A 15,658-nucleotide genomic window follows, 5' to 3' on the forward strand; every position below is an offset into this window, starting at 1 on the left:
TCATTTACGGATGACGGACGCCGTTGCCGGCGAGGATGTCCCGGTAGCCCTCGCGGAACGATGGGAAGGTGAAGCTGAAACCCGTGCTCCGCAGCAGGCTGTTGCGGCAGCGCTTGTTGCCGCCGCGCGCCGGACCGGTGTCACCCACCTGCGGCTGGGGCACCTCCATTTCGGCGGCCAGGAACCGCAACACGGTGCCAAGGTCGGCCGGATCGTCGTCCACGCCCACATAAAAAGGCGAGGGCTCAGCGGACATCGTGGTGAGATGGACGATCGCCGCCGCCGCATCATCACGGTGGATGCGGTTGGTGTAGCGGATGTCCGCCGGGACAACAGCCGAACCGGTGCGCACCTGGTCGATCAGTCGCGTCCTTCCCGGCCCATAGATGCCGCCCAGCCGCAACGAGACAGCGGCCGCGCCTGTACCGGCCAGCCTGGCCTGCAGCAGTTCCTCGGCTTCCAGCAGGACCCGACCGGAGAATCCGCCGGGCGCCGGCACCGTCTCCTCGTCAACCCAGCCTCCGCCCGCATCGCCGTAGACCGCCGTCGAGGAGACGAAGAGCACCCGCCCAGGGCGCACGCCGTCGCGCTCCAAGGCGGCAAGCACGTGGGTGACACCCGCAACGTACGCCGCCCGGTAGGCGTCCTCGGTTGCCGAATCCGCAGCGACAGCAATCACGACGGCGGCGGTGTCCGGCGGCACGGACGGCAGGCCGGGAGCGCTCAGGTCAGCCGCTACGCCTTCGATCCCCGGCGGCAGTTTCGCCGCGGAGCGGCGCCAACCGACTACCCGATGCCCCAGCGCGGCGAACCGGAGTCCCGCTTCCGTTCCGAGGTCGCCGCAGCCGGCCAGGAGGATTGTCATGGGCTACGGAGCCTCAACGGCGAAGAACACGCGCGGATCCTGGAGGAGGGCCGGGTACGCGAACGCGGACCGGTCGATAATCTCCACCACCTCGAAGTGCCGGCCGAACCGGCCGTCCTCGAGGGTGATGGGCCGTCCCATCACCTGTCCCACCGCGAACTTTTGTCCGTGTTCGAACGGGACCGCCACCGGTGTCTTACCAGGAAGGGTGGAGAAGGCCTCCTCCTGCGCCAGGCGTTTGCGCGTGGGCTTCTTGGCCTGCGGCCTCGCCGGGGCCTTCCGCGGCTGCCGTGACGGGCGGCGGGAGGTCTCCTCGAGATAGACAGGGGAGTAGCCGTCGGCGCCGGACACGGCCTCGATGCTGCCGTTCACGGGCGGAAGCGCCACTGTGTCGAGTGACTGGGGATCGGCGTCGTCATGAGGGTCGCGGAGGATCCAGAGGATATCGCCTTCGGGTTCCCGTGGAAGGAACTCGTGCTTGGGTTCCGGCCAGACGTAGTCCATGTCAGGTACCGCATCCGGGAAGACTGGGCTGTAGAACTTCGGCTCCTTGTGGACCAGCTTGGAGCGGTGGCTGAGGTGGACAGCGGGGTCACCGAGCCACGGGGGCCTGGCAATCTTCTCGGCGTAGTCGGGATGGGCAGCCTGCGGTGCGAACTCGGTGATGTTCGCACGGGTGTTGTCCGGGTGTCCCCGTTTGGTCCATTCATCCACCATCGCCAGCCCGTACATGGTCAGGGCAGGCACGTGGCCCATCCACATCCGGATAGCGGGGTGGGTCTGCCAGCCGTATCCGGGAATCACCAGGGCGCGGAGCGTCTGGAGCGCCTCGACCCGTTGTTTGCCGAGCCGCGCGGTGTCCAATGCTGCGGCGCTCTGCCGGAAGTCAGGGTACGGGAGGAAGGTTTGCATTCTTTCAGTCTGACGGCACCTGCCGGATGTTCCAATTGCAGTGCCTCCGGCCACAGGGAGAGCACCTGCGGTGTCCAAATAGTGGACATATGCATACGGGCTGAGGTTAAAACCACTAAGATCTCCGCAACCACCCCAGCGTTTTGGAAGCTCCCTCATGACATCAACACCTGAAAAGACCACCGGTAACTCCTACCCCAGTGTGCCCCGTTTTGGGCAGATGCTGGGACCGGAAGCAAAGGGCATCCTGGTCCTCGACGAGTTCACCATCGATCCGCACGCCGCACGCAAGGAGCAGCACCGCTTCCGCGACGGCATCGCCGCCGTCGCCAAGACCATGCGCCGCATCGCTGCCCTCCGCGTGGTGATCGCGATTGTGGCCATCGGCAACCTGCCGCTGTTCCTGCTGTCCAGCGGCTGGTGGATCTACGTTGTTTCGCTGGCCCTCGTGGTTGGCGTCCATGCCGCCGTCACGCTGCTGAACCGGCATGAACCGCGGCTCAAGCAGAAGTCCGCCCTGGAATTGCACATGCACCGCGAACGCAGCGCGAACTACCGCAAGGTCCGCGACGCCGTGAAGTACATGATCGACACCCCCAGCCGGATGAATGAGCATCTCTACCTCGAGCTGCTTGCCGTCAAGCGGGTCGCGCTGAACCTGGCCCATGGCACTGTGGCCCTGCTGGACACCAGCGATGATTCCGCCTGGAAGGTGCGGATCGTCCGCGAGCTGCCCGCCGGCTGACCGCGGGCTTACCGACTTAAAGTACGACGCCGGCACTCCCCTCGTGGGGGCGTGCCGGCGTCGCTTTTTGGTCAACGGAATTTGTCTATCGCCGACCTGTTTGCAGGGCCCCGAAGGGCCAGGAGCAGCTCCGTGAAGCTGCCGGGCAGTTGCTAGGCGGGAAGCTGGAGGACCTGTCCCTCGAAGACCAGGTCAGGGTCAGCGATGGTGTCCAGGTTGGCGTCCGCGAGGTGCTGCCAGCCGCCCTGAATGCCTAGTTTGTCAGCAACAATGCTCAGGGTGTCGCCGGCCTGGAGTGTGTAAGTCTCGCCGCTCAGGGCTACTCCCGTGGCGTGCTTGGCCGCGGGAAGCTGCGCTGCCGTTGCGCTCTGTACGGGCGCGCTCTGGACGGGTGCGCTCTGGACGGGCGCACTCTGGGTGGGGCCCGCCTGGACCGGAACCTGCTGCACCGGTGCCTGCTGGGCCGGTGCCTGCTGGACAGGTGCGGTGCCGGTGGCGCCGCCGCTCAGGCCGAGCTGGGCGGAACAGGACGGCCACGCTCCCCAGCCCTGCGAAGCCTGGACCTGTTCTGCAACGGCGATCTGCTGCTCGCGGCTGGCATCCGCCGGTGAACCGGTGCCGCCGTACGCGGACCAGGTGCTCGAGCTGAACTGCAGGCCGCCCGAGTAGCCGTTGCCGGTGTCGGTGGCCCAGTTGCCGCCGCTTTCACACTGCGCCAGGGCGTCCCAGGTGGATGCGCTCGTGGTCGCGTTCGCTGCAGTGGTGGAGAGTGCCAGGCCGGCTGCGGAAATTGCCGCCACGGTGGCTCCACGGCGCGCGACAGTACGGAAAGTGGTGTTTTTCATGATGGTGATGCTCCTGAAGGCCACCGGCGCTGCTTCCGTCCCCGGAGATCGTCGCGCCACTGCCCGCCCCTGACGAATAGAGGTCAACTTCGGTGGCTGCCGCTGGGCAGTTCTGGTGGAGGCAGCACCGGGCATTCATTCCCCCGCTTTGGCGGGTACGCATTTCACGCTAAGACATAGCAGTGGGGTTATCAAATCGAGATCTTTGCTGGTGTGGCGAGGTCGGCGGCGGCTGCCGGGCAGGAATTCCGCCGGGGCATTATCCTGACCGGATGGATAACTTTGCCGGCGGCAGCGCCGCGCCCGGAATTGAAACTGATGAATCCGAGGGCGGCGTCCCGGTGCGGGTCCTCCCCGTAGCCGAACTGCACTTGCATATCGAGGGAACCCTGCAGCCGGAGCTGATCTTTGCCCTGGCGGAGCGCAACGGTATCACCCTGCCGTACTCCGGGTTGGACGAGCTGCGGGAAAAATACGAGTTCACCGACCTGCAGTCCTTCCTGGACCTGTACTACGCCAACATGGCTGTGCTGCAGACGGAAGAGGATTTCGCCGCCATGACCCACGCCTACCTTGAGCGCGCAGCTGCCGCCGGCGTACGCCACGCAGAGATCATGATGGACCCGCAGGCGCACCTCGCGCGCGGCATCTCTTTGGAAACCTGCGTCAACGGCGTGGCGTCGGTGCTGGCGACATCCCAGGAGGACTTCGGCATCTCCACCATGCTGATCGCCGCCTTCCTGCGCGACCTGCCGGAAGACTCGGCCCTGGAGGTCCTGGACGGTTTGCTGGGCATGGAGGCACCCATCGGTGCCATCGGGCTGGACTCCGCGGAGGTTGGCAACCCTCCTGCCAAGTTCGAACGGCTCTATGCCAAGGCACGCGAAGCAGGCCTGCGGCTGACAGCGCACGCAGGCGAGGAGGGCCCGGCGTCGTACATCACCGAAGCCCTGGATGTCCTCGGTGTGGAACGTATTGACCACGGAATCCGCTGCATGGATGATCCGGACCTCGTGGAGCGCCTGGTGGATGCGCGGACCCCGCTGACGGTGTGCCCGTTGTCCAACGTCCGGCTCCGCGCGGTGGACACCCTGGCCGACCATCCGCTTCCGGCCATGCTTGCCGCTGGGCTGAACGTCTCGGTCAACTCTGATGATCCCGCTTATTTTGGCGGCTATGTTGACGACAACTTTGCCCAGCTGAAGGCCGTCTTCGAGCTGTCAGACTTCGACAAGGCCCGCCTGGCCGCGAACTCCATCCACTCGTCCTTCGCGTCCGAGGAACGGAAGGCCGAGCTGCTGGCGGAACTGAACAGCGGAGAAACCACGTCCTGACGCTCCTGTGTCCCCGACAACAGCTGCCTGGTTGTGCCGCTAAACTGGGTGCCGCAGGCGTGTCCGGGGAGTGCAGGGCGGCACCCATTGCCAGCGTTCCAAGGGGGTTATGCAGCAGCCCCTACCCGAGACCTTCGCCTCACTTTGATGCGTATCCGCTTCATAGTCAGTCACGACACGCAGAGTTAACCAATTAAAGTCGCGCGATTTTACGGGCTGTTGGCAAGATGCCTATGACCGATCGCTTTCATAAAAGGGGAATCATGGCCAAGTCCACCGCAGAAAACACCTTCCTTCGACTCAAGACCGTCCTGGATGTCCTGACCGAAGGCGTGTGGTCAGGCGATGCACTGAACGCGGGCCAGGTCCTCGCTGAGGCAACTGCGCGCGTGCCGTTCAACGAGCACGAAGCCGAGCTGCTGAGCGGCGGCATCCCCCGCGGCCACAAGACCCTCACCTCGGCCACCGCCAAGCTGGTCAAGGCCGGCTGGCTGGTAAAGGGCCGCTCGGGCTGGACCATCACCGAAGAGGGCATGCGTGCCACGGTGGCCTTCCCCGATCCTGTTTCCTTCGCTACCGCGCTCGACGCCGGCACTCCCGTTCCGGCCGACACCCCGGTTCCCACCGCTCCCGAAGGATTCGTCCGTACGGTGAGCGCTGCCCCCGTTGCGCCTGTGGCCGGGGAGGCGCCGGCCAAGAAGGCAGCGGCCAAGAAGACTCCCGCCAAGAAAGCCGCAGCCGCAGTAGGCAAGGCAGCCAAGGTGCTTGAAGACGCCGTGGAGCCGGTGGTGAAGGCCGTGCGCAAGGGCAAGGCTCCGGCGAAGGCTGCTGCCGCGGAATCCGCTGCTGAGCCGTTTGAGGGCCCGGACGTTGAGACCCACCCGCAGCCCGAGGCTGTGGCTGTTGCCGGCGACTTCAACACCATCCTGGGTGCACCGGAAAACTGGGCTCCGCAGTACGACGAAGCGCAGATGGAGTTCGACTTCCTGGACCAGCTCTGGAAGAAGAGCGCCGAGCTGCCCGCCGGGTACTACACCTTCAAGATCGCCCTGAACCGGTCCTGGGACGAGAACTACGGCGCGTTCGGCGCATTTGATGGTCCTAACCACGAGCTGCATCACGCCGGCGGTACTGTGACCATCCGCTACGACCACCGCACCCGCGACATCACCATCAACTAACGCCCGGTCCCGCCCAACTGGGTAGCAGTAGATGTCGTTTTGAGCGCTCATAACGACGTTTACTGCTGCCTAGTTGGGTTGGGGCGCGTGCCTGAGGAGGAGCACCATGGCCAGCCACGTTGGGTCGGGCTCGGACGCGGTCCGGTTGAGTGCGCGCGTGTTCGGCGTGGTGCAAGGAGTGGGCTTCCGCTTCTGGACGATGGGCAAAGCAGAGGAGCTGGGCCTGACCGGCGAGGTAAAAAATCTCGACGACGGTTCGGTGGCCGTGGTTGCCGAAGGCCCCGAGCCGCAGGTTCGCGAGCTCCTCGACTGGCTCAACTCCGACCGAACCCCCGGCCGGGTGGAACGGGTGGAGGAATCCATCACTGCAGCCGAGGGAAGCTTCCGCGGCTTCCGGGCACGTTGACCCGGGCTGATTGGAACCCCCGCCTTCGTGGTGCCGTTAGTCCCCGCGCGGGCTGAGGCCGATGAAAGCGCCGAGCTCTTCCAGCGCCGCCGGCTTATGCGGCATATAACTGGTGAGCTCGGGGGAGCGGATGATGACCGCCCGCCACTGCCCCCGGGACACTGCAACGTTGATGCGGTTCCGGTTCAGCAGGAACTCCGCCCCGCGCGGTGCTTCCGCCACCGCACTGCACGCCATCGAGACAAACACCACCGGCGCCTCCTGGCCCTGGAACTTGTCGACCGTTCCTACCCGCACATTGGACAGGCCAGCTTCTTCCAGGGATTTCCGGATCAAGTGGACCTGGGCGTTGTACGCGGCCACCACCAGGAGGTCCTGCTGGTCCAGTGGCCCCGCGTCGGCGTCCGGTCCCGGGGTCCACTTCAGGCCCAGGTGGCGCCGGGCCTGCCGGACCACCTCGGCGGCTTCCTCCTTCGAACTGGTCGTGTTGCCGGTGTGGTCCACGAATACGGTTTCCACGCCGGGCGGAAGGCCCTCGAGTTCGCGCAGCGAAGCAGCCGGAGCTGCCTGAAGTTTGCCTTCGTAGCTGAGCTGCGACACCGCCCGGCACAGCTCCGGGTGCATCCGCCAGCTGTCCGCCAGGAAGTAGCCCAACTGTGCCGGAAGGGTGGCATGACCGGCGGCAAGCCAGCCCAGCGCGGACTCGTCCACAGGCTCGGGATGCGCGCCCTGCGTCACCTGCGGCAGCTGTTGCGGGTCGCCCAGAAGGAGCAGCCGGCTTGCGGCACGGGACACGGCAAGCGTGTTGGCCAGCGAGAACTGCCCTGCCTCATCGACCACCAGCAGATCCAAAGACCCGGCCGGAACTTCCTTGCCGGTCATGGTCCAGGCTGTTCCGCCCACCAGGCACCCTCCGGACGAGGACAGCAGGCGTGACACGCCGCCGTCGCCCGTCACAGCCCACGGCACGTCGTGCGGTGCCGCCAGCTTCTTGCCCACGACGGCGGGGTCCACCCCGCCGGTCTCAATGGCCCGGCACAGCAGGTTCTCCACCACGTTGTGGGACTGGGCCACCACGCCGATTTTCCAGCCCTCGGCCACAAGCCGGCCGATCACGTGGGCGCCGACGTAGGTCTTGCCCGTGCCCGGAGGACCTTGGACGGCGAGGTAAGAGTGATCGAGGTCCCGGAGCGACTCCGTCATGGCAGACGCGTAGTCCGCCGAGCCGTCCGGCGCATGCCGGACCTCAACCGGGCCGGGCAGGGAGCGGAACCGTGGCGGCTGCTTCCGGAGGATATCCAGCCCCGGCTGGGCGGGCAGTGAGGGCAGGGACGAGCCCACGCTGCGCGCGATCTCAGCGATCGCGGCCTCAATGCTGTCGGTGTAGTACGGTTCGTCCTCCGTCAGGGCTATCGGCAGGTGCGGGTAGGCGGCGACCTTTTTTGACTCCCGCTCGTAGATAGTGATGATGGTGTGCTCCGGGTTGTCCGGCGCGGGAGACAGCTCGCTGATCCTGGTGCCAAAGGTGTAGGCCCTGGCCCCGGGGGCGGCACCCGGCGCCGCCATGCCCTCGGGCGGGGGAGCGTCGTACAGCCGGCACCAGTTGGAATCCGTCCGGAAATCCGAGCCCTCCGTCATGGTGCCGCGCAGCCGCAGCACCCGGGTCCGCATCCGTTCGCGGGGCTTGGCCAGCGCCCAGTCCGACGAAACCTCTGCGGACTGGACCACGAACACGTTCCGCTGGTCGGACCAGTGTTCAAGGGGCGCTTCCACCCGGTCGAAATGCTGCCACCAAAACTGCTTGCGCTCGCGCCGGTGGTATCCGGTGGCGGCTGCCACCATGGCCACGGCCCGCTCGTCATCTGTCCATGGCCGGTTATCGGGCAGGACCGCCAAGTACTCACGGAGCACGGACTCCTCGGGGGTCTCGTCCGGTGAATCCGGACGTTCCCTGCTGGCCGGGCGGTCCGCCGGCTCGCCTGCCAGCCGGCGCTCACCAGTTGTTTCAGCCCCGGCCTGTGCTTTGTTCCCGGCTTCCGCCCCGACGTCCAGGAGCCAGTCCCGCAGCCGGAGGGTGGATAGGCAGTCGTACTGGTTGTAGTCGGAGATGGAAGCAAGGATTTTGCCCGCCTCCTGCTGGTGGCCCGCGTCCCTGGCCGCACAGTAGGCCGCATAGGCGACGACGGAGGCGCCGGCGTCCTTGACCTCCCCGGAACGCAGGTTGCTACCCATGTACAACGGTTCCAGCTTCTTGATGGAGTACGACGCCTCCGAGATCCGCAGCGACTGCCGGACCGTGGCATAGAGGTCCACGAGGAGGCCCTGCCGGAGCCAGTCGTCCACCGTCTCTTCACCTGCCTGGTGCACAAGGGACAGGTTGCGCAGCGCCGTCTTCTCGTACGGAGCGTAGTGGTAGACGTGCATGTCGGGGTAGCGCGCCCGGCGCTCCTCCACGTAGTCAAGGAAATCAAGGAAGGCGCGGCGTTCGCCGGACCGTGAATGGGCCCAGAACGGGCGGAAGACAGGATCGCCTCCAGCACCCGGCTCCGGGGCCTCGATCACGCCGAAGAGGTACTCGATGCCCCACACGCCCGTGGCCGGGTCCTGCCAGAGTGGATCACCTTCAAAGTCGAAGAAGATGTCGCCCGGGCTGGGCGCGGGAAGAGAACCGATGGTGTTGTCCGGCAGGACAGTGTAGGAAACCGTGTGCGGCTGTCCGTCCCTGGTGAACGTCCGCGACCCGGCTGCCTGGTCCAGTCCCAGCTGCATCCTGGCCTGCGCCCGGAGTCGGACCACTGGGTCATGTGCTTCGTCCGCAGGCATCGCCGCCAGCTGGTCGATGGTGGTGATGCCTTGGGCGCGGAGCTTCCGGCGCCGCACCACGGACATCCCGGCAACCATCAGCAGGTCCCGGTGAAGCTGCACCTGTTCCGCGCAGTAATCGCACCTGCCGCAGTGCACAATGCCGGGCTGCTCCCACGCCACCGGCACGTCGGCGGCCCGGTGGCCGGCTGTCAGCTGGCGGAAGCGCCGTCGTCGTTCGCGGAAAACGGGGAGCAGGTCAGGAAGGGAATGGCTGCTGCGGAGCCAGTCGTCACCCACCCGGGTGCCCAGCACCAGGGTGGCGACAGGGGAGGGCTCAAGCCCCATGCCCAGAAGCTGGTCGCCGTAGGCGGCGAGCTGCAACAACGCGCCCACTTTGGCGTGCCGGGCGAGCTTGGTGTCCCAGACCTCGTAGCGGCCAGGGGTTCCGGTGCCTGCTGCCTCATTCACCAGGAAGTCCGCGTAGCCGAGGAACTCGCCGTCGAAGAATGTGGCCTGAAAAACGACGTCGGCCCCCGACCGGAGTGCCAGCTCCGTCTCCGCGTGCTTGGCCTGAAGTTCACCGCGCAGGTTCTGCCCGCGTTCCAGGCAATAGACGCCGGCGCCCCGGCTTGCGTCCCACTGGCCGTATTTCCGGATCAGGCTGGCCAGGACTGTCTGCTCGTGCCGGTCGCCGAGTTCACCGGCCCGGACGCGCATCTCGTCTGGAGGAAATTCGGCTTTGGGGGCTCGGTCCAGCTTTTCGTCGAGGATCCGGAGCGTGCGGTACTCACATTCGCTGGCGGCAACCAGATCACTGGCGGAAAACACCAGGTCCGGAGCCGCGCCGGCGTTGGCAGCTTCGAGCAGAAACACTGGGCCTCCCCATTGACAGCCGGGCCCGGGGACGGTTCCCCTGGCCCTGGTTTACACCTGCTCCAAACGTAGCAAGTGGGGCCGACAATAAGCCGGTCAGCCCTTGGAGTCCGCGCGGACCTGGGCCTTGTCGTGCTCGTCGTGGGCTTTGCCGAGCAGTTCCAGGAACTCGGTCTCGTTGCGGATGAGCCGCTTGTACTTCTCCGGCAGCTTGCGGATCTGGTCCTCCTCGCGGCACATCCGGGCGAAGATCTTGTCCCGCTCCACCATGTCCGTCTCGTAGTTGAGGTCCAGGTACTCGATGGCGTGCCGCCTGGCGCCGGAGACCGCGTTCTTGGCCTTGCCCTTGGGGCTGAAGATGGAGGCCAGGACCGTGACCAGCAGGACGCCAAGGATGACGGTCAGCGAAACGCCGGTGCTCACCTCCACCACGTTGACATGCTGGCCGTCATTGATGAACGGCAGGGTGTTTTCGTGGAGGGCGTGCAGGATCAGCTTTACGCCGATGAAGCCCAGGATGGCGGCGAGCCCGTAGGACAGGAAGATGAGCCGGTCCAGCAGCCCGTCAATCAGGAAGAACAGCTGCCGCAGGCCCATCAGGGAGAAGGCCGTGGCGGTGAACACGATGAAGACGTTCTGCGTCAGGCCGAAAATGGCCGGGATGGAATCCAGGGCGAACAGGATGTCCGTGCCGCCGATCGCCACCATCACCAGCAGCATCGGGGTGAGGACGCGTTTGCCGTTCTCAACGGTGAAGAGCTTGTCGCCATCGTAGTGGGCCGACGCCGGGAGGTACTTTTTGGCGAGCCGGACCACCAGGCCTTCTGATTCGTCGTCGTGGCCGTTTGGCCGGAGCAGGTTTCCGGCGGTGATGAGCAGGATGAGGCCGAAAATGTAGAAGACCCACGCGAAGCTGTTGATCAGCGCCGCACCCAGGAAGATAAACGCAGTGCGGGCAATCAGCGAGAAGACGATGCCGAACAGGAGCACCTTCTGCTGGTCGGCTCGCGGCACCCGGAAGCTGGCCATGATGATGAGGAACACGAAGAGGTTGTCCACGGACAGCGCCTTCTCCGTGATGTAGCCGGCAAAGTACTCCGCACCCATCGTCGGCCCGCCGACAACCAGCACCCCCAGCCCGAACAGCAGGGCGATGCCGACGTAGATGGCAGACCAGATGGAGGATTCCTTGAGCGAGGGCGTATGCGCCTTGCGCACGTGGAAGAAGAAGTCGAAGGCCAGCAGGCCAACGATTCCTGCGACCGTCAGGGTCCAGACAATTGAGGGTACTTCCATGCGGCAGGCCTTTCGTCGGGGTCTCCTTCAAGCCTACCTAAGCGGGCCGCAGCAGTTCGTTCTGCACGACGGCGGAACGCGACAGCGTCTTGTAGCCCTCCTGCTCGAACAGGACGGTGATGACGTCGTCCTCGTGCCGCATCACCAGGCCGGGCCCCCACTCCTTGTGCACCACGGTGGACTGGAGCGGGAACGGCTCGTCGGAATCCGCGGCGCCCGCCGGAGCACCGCCGTCGCCACGCGTTTCCTTGCCCGGATTCTTCCCTGCCTGGGCCTTCTTACCTGCCTTCCTGCCCGGCCCGCCGTCGTCGTTCTTCCCTTGCACGTCAGGGCGGGCGGCAGCGGCGGTACAGCCATCGCAGTTGCCGCACGCCTCGGGCAGGTCCTCGCCGAAGTAGCCCAGCAGGAACTGCCGCCGGCAGCCGTCCGTCTCGGCGTAGGCGCGCATCATGGTGAGGCGGGACTGCTCCACCCGCTGCCGGGCCTCGGCGAGTTCGACGGCGCGGTCCACCAGGGCGGGCAGCTTGGCTTTGGAAGCGAGGCGGATACCGCGCTTGCCGGAAGTGACGGCTCCTGCCTCCTCCAGCTGGTTCACCAGCCCGGTGACCCGGCGGACCGGGTAGCCGGTCAGCTCCGCCAGGGACGTCTTGGGCGTGGGCCCATGGGCGGCCTTGAAGACCTTCAGCACGGCCAGGAGGTTGTCCGGATCCGGCGTGCTCGTGCTGAAGAACTTCCGCAGGCCCAGGTCCTCGGCGCGGTAGTGCAGTACGGCGGCGGCCGGCTCGCCGTCCCGCCCGGCACGGCCGATCTCCTGGTAGTAGGCATCCAACGACTCAGGGATGTCCGCGTGGACCACAAAGCGGACGTTCGCCTTGTCGATGCCCATGCCGAATGCGGTGGTGGCCACCACCACATCCAGCCCGTCCTCAAGGAACTGCTCGTGGATCCGCTCCCGGTCTGCTGCAGACCTGCCGGCGTGGTATGCCTCGGTCCGCAGCCCGTCGCCGGCGAGTTTGGCGGCGTACTTCTCGGTGTCCTTCCTGGTGGCGGCATACAGGAGGCCCTGTCCGTCACGGGCAAGCCCGGCCACCTGCTCCAGCACGGCCTTCCGCTTGCCCTTGTCCTCCTGGTGCCGGACCACGTCCAGGCTGATGTTGGGCCGGTCGAAGCCACGGACCAGCACCAGCGGATCCTCCATGCCCAACCGTTCCACGATCTCGTCCCGGACCGGCGGGGACGCGGTGGCGGTGAGGGCGGCCACCGGCGGGTTGCCGAGCCGTTCCCGGACGTTGCCCAGGTTCAGGTAGTCCGGGCGGAAGTCGTGGCCCCAGGAGGAGACGCAGTGCGCCTCGTCCACCACGAACAGCGAGATGTCCAGGGCAGCGATACGCTCCACGGTTTCCTGCTTGGCCAGCTGCTCCGGGGCCAGGAACACGAACGTGGCTTTCCCCGACTCCACCGCCTGCCACGCGGACTCCACTTCCGAATCGCTGTGGGAGGAATTGATGGCGACGGCGGCCTGCGCACCGAGGTCCCCGGCCAGCCCGTCCTGCTGGTCCTCCTGTAAGGCAATGAGCGGGGAAACCACGACGGCGGGGCGTCCCGTCGCGTTGAAAAGCTGCAGTGCCGCCACCTGGTAGATGGCGGATTTCCCGTAGCCGGTGGGCATCACGGCCAGGACGTCCCGGCCCGCGGCCAGTGCGCTGATGCCGGCCAGCTGGCCGTCCCGCAGCCCGGGCAGGGAGAAGGAAGACGCCGCAAGTGCGGCGAGGGCAGAAGTGTCGGACATGAAAGGCAGCTCCGCGCAGTGGGTCCCGCGGCCGCTTGCTTCAGCCGTGGGAACCAGCCTACGCCAGCCGCGCGCCGCCGTCGTCCATCCCTTGACTTCGGTGACGGGACGAACAACTGTGGAAGAAACTGGTCCGCCGGCAGGCGCCGTTGGTATGGGGACCAGGAAGCAGCCGAGGAGTGTGCACCGTGACGCGCAAGAACCCGAAGGTCGAAGAAGCAGACGAGTCCGAACTGGAAGTGACCGGCCACCCGAAGACCTGGGCGGCCGGAGTGCCCGGCGTCTACTACTCCATGAAGCCGGCGCTGGAGCACATGGGGCTGGAACGGTCCCGGAAAACCCTGCTGGCGCTGAACCAGAAGGACGGCTTCGACTGCATGAGCTGCGCGTGGCCGGATCCAGGCCACCGCAAGATGTTCGAATTCTGCGAGAACGGGGCCAAGGCGGTGACCTGGGAAGCCACCCCGGTGGTCATCGCTTCCGGGTTCTGGGCCGAGCACCCTGTCAGCGAGTTGCGGAAGCGGTCCGAATACTGGCTGGGCATGCAGGGCCGCCTGACCGAACCGGTGTACAAACCAGCGGGGGAGGACCACTACCGGCCGGTCAGCTGGGAGCAGGCGTTCGGCATCATCGCCGACAAACTCAAGTCGCTGCCTGACCCCAACCAGGCCGCCTTCTACACCAGCGGCCGGACGTCCAACGAGGCCGCGTTCCTCTACCAGCTGTTCATTCGCGCCTACGGCACCAACAACCTGCCGGACTGCTCCAACATGTGCCACGAGTCGTCCGGCTGGGCCATGGGGCAGACCATCGGCGTGGGCAAGGCCACGGTCTCCTACAACGACTTCGCCAAGGCAGACCTCATCATCGTCATGGGCCAGAACCCCGGCACGAACCATCCGCGGATGCTCACCGCGCTGGAGGAGGCCAAGGATGCCGGCTGCAAGATCGTGGCGGTCAATCCGCTGCCGGAGGCCGGGCTGATGCGGTACAAGAACCCGCAGCGGGTGAAGGGCGTCATCGGCCACGGCACGGACCTGGCCGACCAGTTCCTGCAGGTGCGGATCGGCGGCGACATGGCGCTGCTGCAGGCCGTCTCCAAGCGCGTTTTCGAGGCCGAAGACGCGAATCCCGGGAAGGTGCTGGACCACGAGTTCCTTGCAGAGCACTGCGACGGGCTGGAGGACCTGCGCGCCCACGTGGCGCAGCTGGACGATGCAACGGTGCTGGAAGCCACGGGGCTGCGCCTTGAGGAGATCGAGGAACTGGCGGCGCGGTACCTTGCCGCGGACCGGGTGATCATCACTTGGGCCATGGGCATCACGCAGCAGAAAAAGGGTGTTGCCACCATCAAGGAGATGATCAACTTGCTGCTGCTCCGCGGCAACATGGGCAAGCCGGGCGCCGGCGCCTCGCCCATCCGCGGGCACAGCAACGTCCAGGGTGACCGGACCATGGGCATCTGGGAGCAGATGCCGCCCGCCTTCCTGGACGCGCTGGGACAAGAGTTCGACTTCGAGCCGCCCCGCGACCACGGGCTGGACGCCGTGCAGACCGTCAGGGCAATGCGCGACGGCGGCATCAAGGCTTTCATTGCGCTCGGCGGCAATTTTGTGGGTGCCATTTCAGACACGCATGCGGCTGAGGAGGCGATGGAGAAGACAGAGCTGTCCGTCCAGATTTCCACCAAGCTCAACCACTCGCACGCAGTCACCGGCGCCGAGGCCCTGATCCTGCCCACCTTGGGCCGGACGGAGATCGACAGGCAGGAATCCGGACCCCAGTTCGTTTCGGTTGAGGACACCGTCTGCGCGGTCCATGCCTCGCACGGAACAGTGGAGCCGGTGGCACCGGGGCTTTTGTCCGAGGTGGCGATCGTCTGCAGGCTCGCCGCCGCCACCCTGGGCGACCGGACCTCGGCGGACTGGGCGGGCTTCGAGAAGAACTACGACCTCATTCGGGACCATATCTCCCATGTGGTGAACGGGTGCGAGGACTACAACCGCAAGGTCCGGCAGGAGGGCGGGTTCGTCCTGCCCAACGGGCCACGCGATTCCCGCACGTTCAACACGCCCACCGGCAAGGCCATGCTCACGGTCAACGAACTGGAGCATGTGGAGCGCCCGGCCGGGACCCTGATCCTGCAGACCATGCGCTCGCACGACCAGTTCAACACCACCATCTACGGCCACAATGACCGGTACCGCGGGATCAAGAAGGGCCGCGAGGTGGTGTTCGTGAACCCGGCCGACCTGGCTGAACTGGGGCTTGAAGACGGGCAGCACGTGGACATCCACGGCGTGTATACCGATGGGGCGGACCGGGTGCTGCGGAACTACCGGGTGGTGTCCTACCCCTCAGCCCTCGGCTGTGCGGCCGCGTATTATCCGGAGGCCAACGTTCTGGTGCCGCTGGAAAGCGTGGCGGAGGGAAGCCAGACTCCGGCGTCAAAGGCAGTCATTGTCCGCCTCGAGCCCGTGCCAGCGCTGGAGGAGGAACCAACGGCGGCGGGCTAAGTCCCTTCTGCCGTTCCCTTGGTGGGGGATCCTTGGTGCCGGATCCTTGAGTCCCCGCCTTTTGGACTTTTCCCCGTGGCATGCAGCGGGG

General features: G+C 66.2%; 11 protein-coding genes. 5 read left to right on the top strand and 6 right to left on the bottom strand.

All coding sequences use genetic code 11. The annotated features are described in order from the left end of the window. Nucleotides 1-4: 4 nt before the first annotated feature. Complete coding sequence (locus AC5RUU_RS17680) at nucleotides 5-865, bottom strand: SDR family oxidoreductase (RefSeq protein ID WP_493976509.1); 861 nt, start codon at nucleotides 863-865, stop codon at nucleotides 5-7. A gap of 3 nt (nucleotides 866-868) precedes the next feature. Beyond that, nucleotides 869-1,777 carry an MSMEG_6728 family protein gene (locus AC5RUU_RS17685; protein WP_493976510.1) on the bottom strand — a complete coding sequence of 303 codons (909 nt, stop codon included), beginning with the start codon at nucleotides 1,775-1,777 and terminating at the stop codon, nucleotides 869-871. Between the two features lie 157 nt (nucleotides 1,778-1,934). On the opposite strand from AC5RUU_RS17685, the gene AC5RUU_RS17690 reads away from it, so the two are divergent. After that, nucleotides 1,935-2,522: a hypothetical protein gene (locus tag AC5RUU_RS17690; protein WP_493976511.1), complete on the top strand. Its 588-nt coding sequence runs from the start codon at nucleotides 1,935-1,937 to the stop codon at nucleotides 2,520-2,522. Nucleotides 2,523-2,674: 152 nt separating this feature from the next. Here AC5RUU_RS17690 and AC5RUU_RS17695 read toward each other — a convergent pair whose 3' ends face one another. Further along, entirely contained in the window at nucleotides 2,675-3,367 is a 693-nt protein-coding gene (locus tag AC5RUU_RS17695; RefSeq protein ID WP_493976512.1) for a transglycosylase family protein, read from the bottom strand. A 272-nt stretch (nucleotides 3,368-3,639) separates the two neighbouring features. Here AC5RUU_RS17695 and AC5RUU_RS17700 point away from each other — a divergent pair, with 272 nt between their 5' ends. The 3 genes from AC5RUU_RS17700 to AC5RUU_RS17710 all read left to right on the top strand — a co-directional run bounded on the left by AC5RUU_RS17700 (nucleotide 3,640) and on the right by AC5RUU_RS17710 (nucleotide 6,288). Next, a complete protein-coding gene (locus AC5RUU_RS17700) occupies nucleotides 3,640-4,701 on the top strand; it encodes an adenosine deaminase (protein ID WP_493976513.1) in 1,062 nt (353 codons plus the stop codon). 263 nt (nucleotides 4,702-4,964) lie between these two features. Beyond that, nucleotides 4,965-5,882 (top strand): pullulanase X25 domain-containing protein, encoded by a 918-nt coding sequence (locus AC5RUU_RS17705; protein WP_493976514.1) that lies wholly within the window; start codon nucleotides 4,965-4,967, stop codon nucleotides 5,880-5,882. Between the two features lie 106 nt (nucleotides 5,883-5,988). Continuing rightward, on the top strand, nucleotides 5,989-6,288 hold the full coding sequence (locus AC5RUU_RS17710) for an acylphosphatase (RefSeq protein WP_493976515.1): 300 nt from the start codon (nucleotides 5,989-5,991) through the stop codon (nucleotides 6,286-6,288). Nucleotides 6,289-6,324: 36 nt separating this feature from the next. Here AC5RUU_RS17710 and AC5RUU_RS17715 read toward each other — a convergent pair whose 3' ends face one another. From AC5RUU_RS17715 to AC5RUU_RS17725, 3 genes are all read right to left on the bottom strand, one after another. Beyond that, on the bottom strand, nucleotides 6,325-9,966 hold the full coding sequence (locus AC5RUU_RS17715; protein ID WP_493976516.1) for a TM0106 family RecB-like putative nuclease: 3,642 nt from the start codon (nucleotides 9,964-9,966) through the stop codon (nucleotides 6,325-6,327). A gap of 96 nt (nucleotides 9,967-10,062) precedes the next feature. Beyond that, nucleotides 10,063-11,262: a TerC family protein gene (locus AC5RUU_RS17720; protein ID WP_493976517.1), complete on the bottom strand. Its 1,200-nt coding sequence runs from the start codon at nucleotides 11,260-11,262 to the stop codon at nucleotides 10,063-10,065. A gap of 37 nt (nucleotides 11,263-11,299) precedes the next feature. Further along, nucleotides 11,300-13,051 carry a RecQ family ATP-dependent DNA helicase gene (locus AC5RUU_RS17725; RefSeq protein ID WP_493976518.1) on the bottom strand — a complete coding sequence of 584 codons (1,752 nt, stop codon included), beginning with the start codon at nucleotides 13,049-13,051 and terminating at the stop codon, nucleotides 11,300-11,302. Nucleotides 13,052-13,239: 188 nt separating this feature from the next. Between AC5RUU_RS17725 and AC5RUU_RS17730 the strand changes: the two genes are divergently transcribed. After that, nucleotides 13,240-15,567, top strand: coding sequence for an FdhF/YdeP family oxidoreductase (locus tag AC5RUU_RS17730; RefSeq protein ID WP_493976519.1), 2,328 nt, complete (start codon nucleotides 13,240-13,242; stop codon nucleotides 15,565-15,567). Nucleotides 15,568-15,658: the final 91 nt, after the last annotated feature.

This window comes from Arthrobacter sp. K4-10C, from assembly GCF_059090085.1.

Excerpts from the sequence above, each read along its gene's own strand:
- AC5RUU_RS17680 (WP_493976509.1), bottom strand. The coding sequence starts at position 865 with ATGACAATCCTCCTGGCCGGCTGCGGCGACCTCGGAACGGAAGCGGGA.
- AC5RUU_RS17685 (WP_493976510.1), bottom strand. The coding sequence starts at position 1,777 with ATGCAAACCTTCCTCCCGTACCCTGACTTCCGGCAGAGCGCCGCAGCA.
- AC5RUU_RS17690 (WP_493976511.1), top strand. The coding sequence starts at position 1,935 with ATGACATCAACACCTGAAAAGACCACCGGTAACTCCTACCCCAGTGTG.
- AC5RUU_RS17695 (WP_493976512.1), bottom strand. The coding sequence starts at position 3,367 with ATGAAAAACACCACTTTCCGTACTGTCGCGCGCCGTGGAGCCACCGTG.
- AC5RUU_RS17700 (WP_493976513.1), top strand. The coding sequence starts at position 3,640 with ATGGATAACTTTGCCGGCGGCAGCGCCGCGCCCGGAATTGAAACTGAT.
- AC5RUU_RS17705 (WP_493976514.1), top strand. The coding sequence starts at position 4,965 with ATGGCCAAGTCCACCGCAGAAAACACCTTCCTTCGACTCAAGACCGTC.
- AC5RUU_RS17710 (WP_493976515.1), top strand. The coding sequence starts at position 5,989 with ATGGCCAGCCACGTTGGGTCGGGCTCGGACGCGGTCCGGTTGAGTGCG.
- AC5RUU_RS17720 (WP_493976517.1), bottom strand. The coding sequence starts at position 11,262 with ATGGAAGTACCCTCAATTGTCTGGACCCTGACGGTCGCAGGAATCGTT.
- AC5RUU_RS17725 (WP_493976518.1), bottom strand. The coding sequence starts at position 13,051 with ATGTCCGACACTTCTGCCCTCGCCGCACTTGCGGCGTCTTCCTTCTCC.